Origin of the sequence: Mesorhizobium tianshanense, from assembly GCF_007830515.1 — a bacterium.
Taxonomy (GTDB): domain Bacteria; phylum Pseudomonadota; class Alphaproteobacteria; order Rhizobiales; family Rhizobiaceae; genus Mesorhizobium; species Mesorhizobium tianshanense.
Genome location: NZ_VLKT01000024.1, coordinates 37,048 through 49,260, shown reverse-complemented (window position 1 = coordinate 49,260; position 12,213 = coordinate 37,048). Strand labels below are relative to the sequence as shown.

Annotated in this window: 12 protein-coding genes and 1 other RNA gene; 4 read left to right on the top strand and 9 right to left on the bottom strand. The window is 63.7% G+C overall.

What is annotated here, in order from left to right; genetic code table 11:
- Positions 1-45 precede the first annotated feature (45 nt).
- The 3 genes from IQ26_RS19480 to IQ26_RS19470 all read right to left on the bottom strand — a co-directional run bounded on the left by IQ26_RS19480 (position 46) and on the right by IQ26_RS19470 (position 1,567).
- Positions 46-576 carry a hypothetical protein gene (locus tag IQ26_RS19480; protein WP_145719979.1) on the bottom strand — a complete coding sequence of 177 codons (531 nt, stop codon included), beginning with the start codon at positions 574-576 and terminating at the stop codon, positions 46-48.
- 163 nt (positions 577-739) lie between these two features.
- Complete coding sequence (locus IQ26_RS19475) at positions 740-937, bottom strand: hypothetical protein (RefSeq protein WP_127853331.1); 198 nt, start codon at positions 935-937, stop codon at positions 740-742.
- Positions 938-1,060: 123 nt separating this feature from the next.
- Positions 1,061-1,567: a thioesterase family protein gene (locus IQ26_RS19470; RefSeq protein WP_145719978.1), complete on the bottom strand. Its 507-nt coding sequence runs from the start codon at positions 1,565-1,567 to the stop codon at positions 1,061-1,063.
- A gap of 98 nt (positions 1,568-1,665) precedes the next feature.
- On the opposite strand from IQ26_RS19470, the gene IQ26_RS19465 reads away from it, so the two are divergent.
- Together IQ26_RS19465 and IQ26_RS19460 are read left to right on the top strand one after the other, a co-directional pair.
- Positions 1,666-3,078: an FAD-binding oxidoreductase gene (locus tag IQ26_RS19465; RefSeq protein WP_145719977.1), complete on the top strand. Its 1,413-nt coding sequence runs from the start codon at positions 1,666-1,668 to the stop codon at positions 3,076-3,078.
- Between the two features lie 101 nt (positions 3,079-3,179).
- On the top strand, positions 3,180-7,166 hold the full coding sequence (locus IQ26_RS19460; protein ID WP_145719976.1) for an AsmA family protein: 3,987 nt from the start codon (positions 3,180-3,182) through the stop codon (positions 7,164-7,166).
- 127 nt (positions 7,167-7,293) lie between these two features.
- On the opposite strand, the gene IQ26_RS19455 is transcribed toward IQ26_RS19460, so the two are convergent.
- The 4 genes from IQ26_RS19455 to IQ26_RS19440 form a co-directional block, all read right to left on the bottom strand.
- Positions 7,294-7,524, bottom strand: a complete 231-nt coding sequence (locus tag IQ26_RS19455; protein ID WP_145719975.1) for a ribbon-helix-helix domain-containing protein — start codon at positions 7,522-7,524, stop codon at positions 7,294-7,296.
- A gap of 20 nt (positions 7,525-7,544) precedes the next feature.
- Positions 7,545-7,790, bottom strand: a complete 246-nt coding sequence (locus IQ26_RS19450; protein WP_145719974.1) for a DUF4169 family protein — start codon at positions 7,788-7,790, stop codon at positions 7,545-7,547.
- Positions 7,791-7,808: 18 nt separating this feature from the next.
- The gene (locus IQ26_RS19445) at positions 7,809-8,342 is read right to left on the bottom strand and encodes an SspB family protein (protein ID WP_145720037.1); all 534 of its coding nucleotides are present in this window, start codon (positions 8,340-8,342) and stop codon (positions 7,809-7,811) included.
- A 120-nt stretch (positions 8,343-8,462) separates the two neighbouring features.
- Positions 8,463-9,152 carry a TetR/AcrR family transcriptional regulator gene (locus tag IQ26_RS19440; protein ID WP_145719973.1) on the bottom strand — a complete coding sequence of 230 codons (690 nt, stop codon included), beginning with the start codon at positions 9,150-9,152 and terminating at the stop codon, positions 8,463-8,465.
- 167 nt (positions 9,153-9,319) lie between these two features.
- On the opposite strand from IQ26_RS19440, the gene IQ26_RS19435 reads away from it, so the two are divergent.
- A complete protein-coding gene (locus IQ26_RS19435) occupies positions 9,320-10,525 on the top strand; it encodes a multidrug effflux MFS transporter (RefSeq protein ID WP_145719972.1) in 1,206 nt (401 codons plus the stop codon).
- Positions 10,526-10,589: 64 nt separating this feature from the next.
- Here the strand turns inward: IQ26_RS19435 and IQ26_RS19430 are convergent, their stop codons facing one another.
- Both IQ26_RS19430 and ssrA read right to left on the bottom strand, forming a co-directional pair.
- Complete coding sequence (locus IQ26_RS19430; RefSeq protein WP_145719971.1) at positions 10,590-11,138, bottom strand: AAA family ATPase; 549 nt, start codon at positions 11,136-11,138, stop codon at positions 10,590-10,592.
- Between the two features lie 134 nt (positions 11,139-11,272).
- Positions 11,273-11,629: a transfer-messenger RNA gene (gene ssrA / locus IQ26_RS19425) on the bottom strand.
- A gap of 169 nt (positions 11,630-11,798) precedes the next feature.
- Here ssrA and IQ26_RS19420 point away from each other — a divergent pair.
- Positions 11,799-12,110, top strand: a complete 312-nt coding sequence (locus tag IQ26_RS19420; RefSeq protein ID WP_145719970.1) for a DUF2853 family protein — start codon at positions 11,799-11,801, stop codon at positions 12,108-12,110.
- Positions 12,111-12,213: the final 103 nt, after the last annotated feature.

The following is a 12,213-nucleotide window of genomic DNA, read 5'->3' as shown; positions in this document are numbered from 1 at the left end:
AACAGCGGTTGCACCGGAGCAGAGCCAGAAGCCGCAGGACGACGCTCAAGCTCGTACAGCCGTGCGAAGGGCGCGCAGAGGAAAGTCCGAATCAACGGAAGCTAGGTCGTTCACCAGCATAATGGCGGCTTCGGCTTCTGCATCAGGTGCTTCGGCAGCCATAGCAGCCAACCAAACCACGCGACCTGGCACTTGGGCGGCCCAGCGTGATGCACCAGACAAACCCTTCATATTGTCCTCGTGGGCGATCAACGGCCGATCGTCGCAATCGCCGTCAAGGGATGTTCGCGCCATATCACTCAGCGTTGCCAAGTCACGGGCGATACTCGCGAGGTCCGCTCGCGAGGCCGCTGCCTCCTCAAGCAACGCTAGGCAGGCGTGCAGAAAAGCGAGGAGAGCCTGATGCCCGCCATCTGGTGCGGCGACGCGGCGGCGAAGCGCGGCCAGAACGACTGTCAACTCGCCAATGCTGCGTTTGCTGGAATGCCTGCGCCGGAAGAAGTCAAGTCTATTGGCGATTGCCGCCGCCCATATCGGCAATCCTGCTTCGATTTCAGATAGCGAGCCCTTCGCCATCCCGCATCTCCATCGCGATCCGCCAGCAATCCATATCGGCAGGGATTATACAATGCAATTCACCGACGCTGTAACCGTCTCGGGAACGCGTTGGCGCGATGGCGAGTAGGTGCCGGCAAGCGGATGAGGCGGCGCGGCCGGGAACTATTTCACAATGGCGGCGCTAGGCATGCCCGCGCTTCGAGCGCGCCTGCTTCAGGATGGCGCGCCAGCGGATCATGGCGAAAGGGATCGGCTCGTTGTTGTTGGCGATGTGAAAAATCTCGTTGTTGAGGTTCTTCAGCGAGCGCCAGAAATCATAGTCGGTGATGCGTGGGTCCGCCGCCAGCCTGTCCGCCTCGACCTTGATGTCGGTTTTCATGCACGTTCCCCGAACCGCTTCAGCTCCGCCCCCCGTATCAATCCGATGCGGGGGGTTTTCCAACGCCGCGCTGAGTCGTTCAACGCCTCAATTCGGCTTGTTCACGTTAAAACCTCGGTAAGGTTAACGGCGGTCCGAGTGCGGTTCAAGCGTCTTGCGACGGATACCGATGGAACGGCCGGCGCGCTCAGGCATCGGCAGCGCGGCATGGGTGGCGCGCATGGCTTCCACCTTGGCCAGGACATCGGCCGGGAAGGGCGCCACTTTCGGGCCGGACATGTCGACATGCAGCGATAGTGATTCGGAGGTGGCGGCGAGCCAGCCGTCGACATGACGGATTTCCTGGTAGGCCCTGAGCCGCTTGTCGTCATGGTCGAGGAGTTGGAAGGAGACATTGACCTTGTGGTCGAGATGCAGCTCCTGGATATAGCAGACATGGACCTCCGCCGTGTAGATCGTCAGCCGCCGCTGCTTCACATAGTCCAGCCCCATCCCCATCCTCTCGAACGCTTCGTCGGAGCAGCGATCGAACAGCACGTTGTAGTAGGCCATATTGAGATGGCCGTTGTAGTCGATCCAGTCCTTCTCGATGTCCATGGCGCGGGAGACGAAGGGGGCGGGGATGGGCATCGAAAACTTCCTTCTGGCTGGACAGAGCGTGGTAGGCGAGACTACGCATCCATAAATCCATAACAAGGGTGGGCACTGGTCCATTCGCGGAGGAATCGATGGCTCTGAGCGACCTCAATCCGGTCCAACGCAACGAGGAAGGAATCGCCGCGGTGCTCGGCATCCTCAAGCAGCGGCTGGGCGAGCGGTTCCAGACCGGCGAGGCGATCCGCGCCCAGCACGCGCATACCACCACCTACATCCCGACGCAGGCGCCGGACGGCGTTGCGTTTGTCGAGACGACGGCGGAAGTGCAGGAGATCGTGTCGGCCTGCGCCGCGCACCGCGTGCCGGTGATCGCCTTCGGCGTCGGCTCCTCGTTGGAAGGCCACACCAACGCGCCGGGCGGCGGCATCTCCGTCGATACCTCGCGGATGAACCGCATCCTCACGGTCAACCCGCAGGATCTCGACTGCACCGTCGAACCCGGCGTGACGCGCGAGGACCTCAATCGGCATCTGCGCGACACCGGCCTGTTCTTTCCGATCGATCCGGGCGCCAATGCATCGCTCGGCGGCATGGCGGCGACGCGGGCGTCGGGCACCAATGCGGTGCGCTACGGCACGATGCGCGAGAACGTGTTGTCGCTGACGGCGGTGATGGCCGACGGCGAGACGGTGACGACGGGAAAACGCGCGAAAAAGAGCTCGGCCGGCTACGATCTGACGCGGCTCCTGATCGGCTCCGAAGGCACGCTCGGCATCATCACCCAGCTGACCCTGAAGCTGCAGGGCATTCCGCAAGCGATTTCCGGCGGCGTCTGCCCGTTTCCCAGCGTCGAGGCGGCCTGCAACGCGGTGATCGCGACGATCCAGATGGGCATTCCGGTGGCGCGCATCGAACTGGTCAATGCGCTGCAGATGCGTGCGATGAAGAGCTATTCGAAGCTCGACTATCCCGAAAGCCCGTGCCTGTTCGTCGAGTTCCATGGCAGCGACGCCGGCGTTGCCGAACAGGCCGAGACCTTCGGCGCGATCGCCGACGAGTATGGCGGCGGCCCGTTCCTGTGGACCAGCGTCGCCGAGGAGCGGACGAAGCTGTGGAAGGCCAGGCACGACGCCTATTGGTCGTCGCTGACGCTGCGGCCTGGCGCCAAGGGGCTTTCGACCGATGTCTGTGTGCCGATCTCGCGCTTTGCCGAATGCGTCACCGAGACCGAGGCCGACATCGCCGAGATGGGGTTGATCGCGCCGATCGTCGGCCATGCCGGCGACGGCAATTTCCATGTGCTGGTGCTGATGGACGCGGACGATCCGAAGGAAATCGCGCTGACGGAAGAGTTTGTCGCGCGGCTGAACATGCGGGCGATCGGCATGGATGGGACCTGCACCGGCGAGCACGGCATCGGACAAGGCAAGGTCGGCTTCCTGCGCCACGAACTCGGCCACGGCGTCGACATCATGCGCACGATCAAGCAGGCGCTCGATCCACAGAACATCATGAACCCTGGGAAGATACTGCCCGCCGACTAGAGCCGCTTTGCTCTTGGGGCGATCGACAACGGAATTGCCTCTTTATCGACACGCTGATGCAGGTAGAGTGCGGCTGATTTCAATCAATTGCTCGGGAGCTGATGCTCGCACGCCTGTTCGTGATCTTCGGTGGCCTTTTCGTGCTGGTGCTGTGTGCGGCGCTGGTGGTGCCGTATTTTATCGACTGGACGGGCTACCGTGCCGATTTCGAGCGCGAGGCGAGCGCCATCCTGGGCCGCAAGGTCATCGTTCGGGGCGATGCGACGGCGAGGCTGCTGCCGTTTCCCTCGGTGACCTTCTCGAACGTCACCGTTGCCGGCGGCCCCGGCGGCCAGCCGGCGATGACCGTCGAGACCTTTTCGATGGATGCGGAACTGGCGCCCTTCCTGAGCGGCGAGGTGCTGATCTTCGACATGCGGCTGGTGCGGCCGAAGGCGACAATCGATGTTGCCGCCGACGGCACGGTGGACTGGGCGATACGCCCGTCCTCGCCCTTCGATCCCAATCAGATCTCGATCGAGAAGCTGACGGTGACGGACGGAGAGATCGCGCTGCGCCATGCCGCCGGCGGGCGCAGCCATCTCCTTTCCGAGATCAATTCGACGATCTCCGCCAAATCGCTGGCCGGACCTTGGCGGATGGATGGTTCGCTCCGGCTCGACGGCCTGCGCAGCACGGTCATCGCCTCCACCGGCAAGGCCGGTGACGACGGGCAGATGCGGGTTCGGCTCAAGGCCGATCCGGATGCCTATCCGCTGGTCATCGAAGCCGACGGCAATGCCGGTATCGTCAACGGTGCCGCGATCTATTCGGGCCAGTTCAAGGTCGCAGGTTCCGACAAGAATGGTGCCGACAAGGGTTCGGCGCAGCCTAACGGCACGGCCGGTGGGACGATGCAGGCCAGCGCTGGCAAGGTGGAGCCGGGGTTCAGGCTGAACGGCAAATTTTCGCTCGACCACCGGAAGCTTGGTGTCGACGAATTCCGCTTCGAGACCGGGCCGCTCGACAATCCCTACACCGCCGATGGCAAGGCTGCCGTCGACCTTGGGCCGAATCCAAGCTTTTCGATCGAGGCCCATGGCGCTCAGGTGCAGTTCGATGAAGCCGTCGGCGCCCCAGCCGGCACCGGGCTGACGCTGTCGGCGCGTGTCGCGGCGCTGGAGCAGGCACTGCTCGATCTGCCCAAGCCGACCATACCGGGCACCGTCGAGGTGAAGCTGCCGGCGGTGTTGGCCGGCGACACAACGGTTCGCGATGTGCGCCTTTCCGCCGAACCGGCCGATGGCGGCTGGTCGGTGAAGTCGCTGGCCGCGACGCTCCCCGGCCGCACCAAGCTCGAAGCAAACGGCATGCTCAGCGTCGAGGATCATTTCGGCTTCACCGGTTCGCTGCTTCTGGCCGTGGGGCAGCCTTCCGGCTTTGCCGCCTGGTTGTCGAAGGATGTCGACGAAGCGATCCGCCGGCTGCCGGCCGCCGGCTTCAAGGCCGAGGTCGAGCTGAGCGAAAAGCGCCAGGCCTTCAGCGACCTCGAGCTCGTTCTCGGCAAGGCGAGATTTTCCGGCCGCATCGATTCCAGCCAGCCCGACGACGCCAGGCCGTCGGTGCTTATGCGGCTCGACGGTGGCGAACTCGATGTCGATGGGCTCGCTGCCTTCGCCTCGATCTTCATCAGCGACAAGGGCGCCAACCGTTTTTCCGACCGCGACCTCGATTTCCAGATCAAGGCCGGGCCGGTCAGTGCCGGCGGGCTGACCGCCGATATGGTCGACACGGCGCTGAGATTGCGCGACGGGCTGCTCGAAATCGACCGGCTTTCGCTCGGTGGGCTTGCCGGCGCTTCGATCAGCGCCACCGGCCGGATCAAGGATTTCCCAGTGAGCCCGACCGGCAAGCTCGATGCCTCCGTCGTCGCCGTCGACCTCAAGCCGTTGGTGGACGTGGCGGCGCGGCACTATCCCGACAATGCCGCGCTGAAGGGACTGGCGGCACGCGTGGCGGCCTATCCCGAGCTGTTCCAGGATGCGCGCATCGATCTGGTGACGAGTGCCGCCGCCAATGGCGATGGGACGACAGGGCTCGCGGTCAGCGCGCAAGGCAAGGCCGGCGGCTCGGCGTTTTCGGCATCGCTGTCCGGCAAAGGGGTGGCCGAGCGGCTTCTCGAGGCGCCGGTGGCGCTGACCTTCAACGCCAGGAATGCCGACGCCACCGCACTTCTGGCGCTTTACGGCCTGCCGGCGCTGCCGCTCGGCATGGTTGGCGAGGCGACCACCGATGTCTCGGCGAAAGGCACGCTTGGCGGCGGCATGGCGACGAGCTTCAACCTAGCCGGCGACGACTTCAAGGCCGGCTTCGACGGGACGGTCGCCGGTACGCCCCAAGGCCCCACCGCCAAGGGCAAGGTCAGCCTGGAGGCCGCCGACATCGAGCCGTGGCTGATGACGACAGGCGTCGGCCTGCCGGGCATGGGGACAGGGATGTCGACGTGGTTTGCGGCCGACGCCGACTTCGGCAGCGGCCTTCTGGTGCTGTCCGGCCTCAACGGCGCCATCAACGAGGCGGCGGTTTCCGGCGACGTCAATGTCGACGTCAAGGACGGGCTGCCGCATCTTGCCGGCGCGCTGGCGCTCGATGAACTGGATCTCGACCCGATGGCGGTGTCGCTGTTGGGCGACCAGGCCTTCCTGGGCACCGGCGGCGCCTGGCCGACCGCCCCATTCAGCCAGAAGTCCAGCCTGCCGTTCACCGCCGACCTCGACCTGACCGCGGCATCGCTGGCCGTCGGCCCGCTCGCCACGGCCTATGATGCGGCGCTGGCGCTGAAGCTCGACCAGGAAGGCATCCGCGTTTCGGATCTCAAGGCAAAGTTCTCCGGTGGCGCGCTTTCCGGGCTGTTCGAGTTGAAGAACAATGACGGCACCGGGCTTTTCTCCGGCCAGATGAAACTTGCCGGCGCCGATCTGGCGACCGTGCTGCCACAGGCCGGCATCAGCGGGAGCGGCGATTTCTCGGCGGCGCTTTCGACCGGCGGCAAATCGGTCGATGCGATGGTTGCGGCGCTGTCCGGCTCCGGCACTGCGGCGCTGAAAGGCTTGACCATTGCCGGCGTCAATCCCGACGCCTTTGGCGCCTTCATCGCCAAGGCCGATGCGATCGGGCGCGATATCGATGCGGCCAAGACCGCCGGCTTCGCGCCGCAGATCGCAGCGGACGGCAGTTTTCCGGCTGGGGATACCGACATCGCGTTCACAATCGCCGGCGGCACGTTGAGGGCACCGCCGGTCAACCTTGAAAATCCGGCGGCGACGCTGTCCGCCGACGTCACGGCGGATCTGAACGCCAGCACGGTCGCCACCAGTGGTTCGATCACGTATCGGCCCGGCGACGAAGCGCTGGTCGGCTCCGATCCAACTGTGAATTTCAGCGTCGGCGGGCCATTCGGCGCCGCGAAACGGGAGTTCGACAGCGAGCCGCTGGCGCAATTCCTGACCCAGCGCGCGCTGGAAAAGGAGCAGCAGCGGGTCGAGGCCATGCAGGCGGCACTGCTTGAAAAACAGCGGCTGCGGCGCGAGGTGCGTTACTACGCGGCCCTGCAAGCCGAGCGTGACAGGGCAGCCGAGGAATTGCGCAAGCGGGAGGAAGCGGCGCGACTGCAGGCCGAGGCAGAGGCCAAGGCAAAGGCTGAAGCCGAGGCAAAGGCTCGGGCCGAAGCAAAGGCTCGGGCCGAAGCAGAGGCGAAGGCCAGGGCGGATGCGCAGGCGCGGGCTGAAGCCGAGGCCAAAGCCAAGGCCGAGGCGGACGCAAAGGCCAAGGCGGATGCCGAAGCGAAGGCCGAGGCGGCGCGAAAGGCGGCCGACGAGGCGGCGAAGGTCGAGGAACAGCAACGCCAGAGGGCGGAAGAGGCGATGCGGATCGCTTCGGAAGAAAAGGCGAAGCTCGACGCCGAACGCAGGGCCGCCGCGGCGCGGGCGCAGAAAATGGAGCGTGCGCCTCAGCCGCCGGCCAATGACAACCCGCCGCCAGCTGAATCCGCGCCAAAGCTCGAACCTTCGTCGATCGACAATCTGCTGAAGTCGCTGGGCGGTGGATAGCTCGATCTAGAGCCTGCGCCGTTCCATCCCGACAGAAACGGAATGGGCTCTATCTTCTTGTTTGACCATGATCTTATCCGAGGTTCCCACTTTTTGCTGACGCGGGCCTTCGGTTCGTGATCGTGGTCTAGAAAGAATTTTTCGTCCCTCGCTTCGCCCAGCCCAGCACATACAGCCTGAGTGCCGAGGACAGGTTGGCATCGCGCGGCCGGGCCTCGTCGATTTCGGCGACGAGAGCGGCGAGCGTCAGTTTTCGCGCAGCCGCAATGGCGACGAGATCGTCGAAAAAGGGCTTTTCGAGCGAATAGCTGGTGCGATGGCCGCGAATGGTCACCGAGCGTTTCTCGACCGGGCTCACCGGACGTGACTCATTCAATCTCAGGCATCGGATTTATCCGAAAACCGCAACGCACTTTTCGGTCCGATGCTCGGGGAATCCGGATCGCCCGAGGTTTCTCGGCGATGGCCGGCGACGAATTTTTCCGCCTTGTCGGCGATCAGACGGTCACGCTCCCGGTCGGCCTTGGAGCGGCCGTGCAGCGTCCGGTTCTGTTCGGCCAGGCGCTCCTTCTCCGCTCGAGCCTTCTGCTTGCGGGCCTGGCGGAGATTGACGATGTCGGCCATGCCGCGCGGCCCGTCGGTTCACTTCTTGCGGAAGGCGTCGAGCGATACCACGTCGGCGCCCTTGGCGGCGGCGTCGGCCACGGCAGGCTTCTTTTCGGCCTCGGTGGCCTTCTTCTTGTCAGGCTTTTTCTCGGCGACGACGGCCAGCGCTTCGGGGGCGGGCCCGCCGGCCGGTTCCTCGTCCGCCGAGGTTTCCGTCTTCACGTCGAATTCGAGCTCGAAATTAACGGACGGGTCATAAAAGCCGCGTACCGCCGAGAACGGGATCTCCAGCTTTTCCGGCACGTCGGAGAAAGACAGCCCGACCTCGAAGCCGGTGTCGCTCACCTTCAGGTCCCAATACTGGAACTGGATGACGATCGTCATCTGTTCGGGATAACGCTCGCGCAGCCTCGAAGACACGCGCACGCCCGGGGCGCCGGTCAGGAACGTGATGAAGAAATGATGGTTGCCGGGAAGGCCGGTGCGTGCGACCTCGGCCAGGACTTTGCGCATGACGCCGCGCAACGCCTCCTGGGCCAAAATGTCGTAGCGGATATGGTCGTCGGCCATGTGGCTGTCGGGTTCCGTTGAATCGTCCCGCATAGCTGTAATCAAGCTTGAGGGCGGCGTAAACCGGATATAGAAGCCGATCGCGCAGATGCGAAGGGGCAATGTCCGAGATTTGATCGCTCAGGCGCCAGTGGGCGGGCTGTGCTTTTGTGCATCGGCCACCTGCTGGCGCTTGCCAAAGGCGCGCAGGAAGGTGCGGACGCCATGCGTCGCGGATTGCAGCACCTCATCGTCATCAGGCGTGCCGCCGAGCATGAAGGTCGTCTGCAGTTCGGCATTGGCAAGAGCCAGGAACTGGCGAGCCGCGACATCGGGATCCTCGATGTCGAGGAAACCGGCATGAGCGAGGCGGGCGAAACGGGCGGCGATCGCCGGCCATGTCCTGCCCGGTCCCTGTTCGCGCCATTCGGCGAAGAGCTCGGGATAGCGCTCGCCCTCGGTCTGGATCAGCTTGCGCAGGAATTTTCCATCGCGGTTGCAGACACAGTTGCGGTTCATGCGCACGGCAAAGGCGATCAGATCGGCCTCGAGATCCTTCGGCTGGTCCGGAAAGGTGGAAATGGTGGCGAAGATGCCGGCATTGCAGCGTTCGGTGAGGTCGCGGACGATGGCGACGAAGAGGTTCTCCTTGTCGCCATGGTGGTTGTAGATCGTCTGGCGCGAAACGCCGGCCTCGGCGGCAATCATGTCGATGTTGGCGCCGGCGAAGCTCTCGCGGCAGAACACCTTGCCGGCAGCGTCCATGATGGAGACGCGCTTGGCCTCATGGCCGCGTGGCGGGATCGTGTCAGGAGAAACGTTGAGCTTCATGAAAACTATATAGAGGTGATTGACGAATTAGACAAGAGTGTCTAAATTTGTGGACTTAACACGAAGGGATTTCGACTCGGTAGTAGAGTCTGAATTTCACGGGATGGAACGTCCTAGGGTTTACGCCGGTCGACGGCGGTAACCAGACTTGAAAGAAGCCTGCTATCATGAGTCCCCAATTCCTCCGCATCGCGGTCGTGCTCGGCCTGTTGACCGCCATCGGCCCGTTCGCCATCGACATGTATCTTCCGGCGCTGCCTTCGATCGGCGCGGATCTGGAGGCCGGCACCGCTGCCGTGCAGATGAGTTTGCTGATCTTCTTTCTGTCCATGGGTTTTGGCCAGATCGTCGTCGGGCCGATCTCCGACATGGTCGGGCGCAAGCTGCCGCTCTATGGCGGTCTCGCGCTGTTCATGGTCGGCGGCATCGGCTCGGCGCTGGCGCCTTCGATCGAATGGCTGATCGCCTTCCGTTTCCTGCAAGGTCTCGGCGCCAGCGCAGGCATGGCGGTGCCGCGCGCCGTCGTGCGTGACCTGCACACCGGCACCGACGCTGCCAAGCTGATGTCGCTCTTGATGCTGGTGTTTTCGGTGTCGCCGATCCTGGCGCCGCTGACCGGCAGCGTCATCATCGAGAATTTCGGCTGGCGTGCCGTGTTCTGGACAGTGACGGGTGGGGCGGTGCTCGCCACCATCCTGCTGGCGACCTCGCTCAAGGAGACGCGGCCGGTCGAGGCGCGTGCAGGCAGTTCGTTCGGTACCGCGCTCACGGCCTACCGCTTTCTGATGGGCGACCGCAATTTCCTTGGCCTGACGGCTATCGCCGGCTTCGGGATCGCGAGCTTCTTCGTCTATCTGTCGAGTTCCTCCTTCATCCTGATCGGCCATTATGGGCTGTCGCCGTCGGTCTACAGCGTGTTCTTCTCGATCAACGCGGTTGCCTTCATCGGCATGTCGCAGTTGACGGGGGTACTGTCCGAACGGTTCGGGCTGAGGCCCGTGGTGCGGGTCGCGGTGGTCGGCTATGCGACGACGATGGTGGTGCTGTTCGCGGTGATGGCATCCGGCGTCGACCGGCTCGACGTGATGGCGGTACTGCTGTTCGTCGGCTACGGGTTCCTCGGTCTGGTGATCCCGACGACTTCGGTGCTGGCCATGGAGGAGCATGGCGCGATCGCCGGCACGGCCTCGGCGCTGATGGGAACGCTGCACTTCGCCATCGGTGCGGTCGCCATGGGCATCGCCGGCGTGTTCTTCGACGGCACGCCGCTGCCGATGGTGGCCGGCATCACGCTTTGCGCGGTGATCTCCTTCATGCTGGCCAAGGTGACGCTCGGCCGCGGGCGGGAAGTTGTCGAAGCGCCGGCGGAATAGATGCCGTCCAACGAGAGCATGAAAAGGCCGGGTTAGTCCCGGCCTTTTCATGTCCGGGCTCAAACTACAAGCCTGCCTCGGCGAGGATAAATCGCAGTCGCGCCTCGACCGGCGCCAAGGGCAGCGGGACTAGCTTATAGCTCAATTCCGTGTAGACGCTGGTCAGCGCGTGATAGGTGCGTTCGGCCTCCTCGAGGGTCTGTTTTCGCTCGCTGTCCTGGCGAAAGATCTCCGGCCACGGCGGTGCGATGAAGACTTGACCGGCGTAGCGGAAGCATTCGGCGTCATTCCTGACATGGTCGGGCACCGGCAGGCCGGTGAGGCGCAGATAGCCAAGAGTGTCCGGCACACCGCGATCGAAGAAGACGGGACCGTTCCGTTCGAGGGCGGCTCGATAGGAGCGCAGTTCCCAGGACAGCATCAGTTCGGCGAACTGCGCCGGATCGTGCCAGGGCAGGGCCGGCCCTCCGATCGCCGACTGGTCGCGGATGATGCCGCGTCCGGCTTCGGGCGCGGTTGCAAGGCCGGCCGACCGCAAGGCTTCGATCAACGTGGTCTTGCCGGAACCCGGACCGCCGGTCAGCACGAAGAATCGATCGGAATCGTTTTGCATTTTTCAGTCCTTTGGATGGATGCGGCCGCCCGCATTTGCCGGCAAGACAGCGTCGCGATGGACGCAGCGCAAGAAGCGCGGCCAGCAAGCCTGCTGCCGCTACAATATCGAGGGGAGATGGGGATCAGAGGGGAAGTGGAGGTTTCTGTTGCCAGGTACCTCCGAACCCCGCCTAGAAGTGCGAACCACTAGGGCTTGAATTGAAGCTATCGCACCGCTTACGCGGCGAGACGTGCTTCCGCATAGTTGTCGTTGGCAACTATAAGTTTAGCCCGATAACGGTGGTACAATGCCGGGCAAAAGTACGATCTTTACACCTTCGTCGATCCTATTTCGCCCCCAGCAAAAGCCGCTCTTCGAAGAGCGGTTTTTGGTGGAGGCGCCGGGTACCGCCCCCGGGTCCGAACGGCTTATTTCATCGCCTGTTTATCGCCATAGTCGGTCAAGCCGACAACGCGAATATAGGGATCGATCGTGGAAAATGAAAGGCCTCAACGGCGCTTTGTCGCTGTGTCAAACAGTACCGCCAAGGGTTGACTTGTGAACGGTCTCAACCGAAGCTTTGCGGCGGTGAGGAGTTACCGACCTAGCGCACATTTTGCGGCAGCGCGCCACAACCCTCATCGACCGGATCCGGTGGCGCCGACGAGGGGAAATTTGATGGCCGACTATCTCGCAGACGTGAAGAAATACGATTCCGCGGCAGATGCCGACGCGGTCGCCAAGATCGTGAAGCATTTGGGCATTGCGCTCAGGAACCGCGATTCCTCGCTGGTGTCCTGCACGGATCCCAAGGAACTCGAGCGCGTCAAGGACAACTGGGTTGCCAAGAAGCTCGGCATCGCCGACGGCAGCAAGGCGGACGCGGCCATCCAAAAGACCTGCAAGGCGATGGAGGCCGACAACACCAAGAGCCGCGTGACCTTCTATTACCTGGTCGCCAAGGACCTGGGCAAGCTTGCCAGCCTTTGACAATCATCCTGCATCAGGCGGAATGCTGGCGCTATTTCCGCGCCAGCCCAGAGTGTAGCCGCTTGTAGGAACATTCTGCGCTTTGATATGTTCGGCCGGCAGC

Bases quoted from the DNA above. Each gene is read 5' to 3' on its own strand.
- IQ26_RS19480 (WP_145719979.1), bottom strand. From the start codon at position 576: ATGGCGAAGGGCTCGCTATCTGAAATCGAAGCAGGATTGCCGATATGG.
- IQ26_RS19475 (WP_127853331.1), bottom strand. From the start codon at position 937: ATGAAAACCGACATCAAGGTCGAGGCGGACAGGCTGGCGGCGGACCCA.
- IQ26_RS19470 (WP_145719978.1), bottom strand. From the start codon at position 1,567: ATGCCCATCCCCGCCCCCTTCGTCTCCCGCGCCATGGACATCGAGAAG.
- IQ26_RS19465 (WP_145719977.1), top strand. From the start codon at position 1,666: ATGGCTCTGAGCGACCTCAATCCGGTCCAACGCAACGAGGAAGGAATC.
- IQ26_RS19460 (WP_145719976.1), top strand. From the start codon at position 3,180: ATGCTCGCACGCCTGTTCGTGATCTTCGGTGGCCTTTTCGTGCTGGTG.
- IQ26_RS19450 (WP_145719974.1), bottom strand. From the start codon at position 7,790: ATGGCCGACATCGTCAATCTCCGCCAGGCCCGCAAGCAGAAGGCTCGA.
- IQ26_RS19445 (WP_145720037.1), bottom strand. From the start codon at position 8,342: ATGGCCGACGACCATATCCGCTACGACATTTTGGCCCAGGAGGCGTTG.
- IQ26_RS19440 (WP_145719973.1), bottom strand. From the start codon at position 9,152: ATGAAGCTCAACGTTTCTCCTGACACGATCCCGCCACGCGGCCATGAG.
- IQ26_RS19435 (WP_145719972.1), top strand. From the start codon at position 9,320: ATGAGTCCCCAATTCCTCCGCATCGCGGTCGTGCTCGGCCTGTTGACC.
- IQ26_RS19430 (WP_145719971.1), bottom strand. From the start codon at position 11,138: ATGCAAAACGATTCCGATCGATTCTTCGTGCTGACCGGCGGTCCGGGT.
- IQ26_RS19420 (WP_145719970.1), top strand. From the start codon at position 11,799: ATGGCCGACTATCTCGCAGACGTGAAGAAATACGATTCCGCGGCAGAT.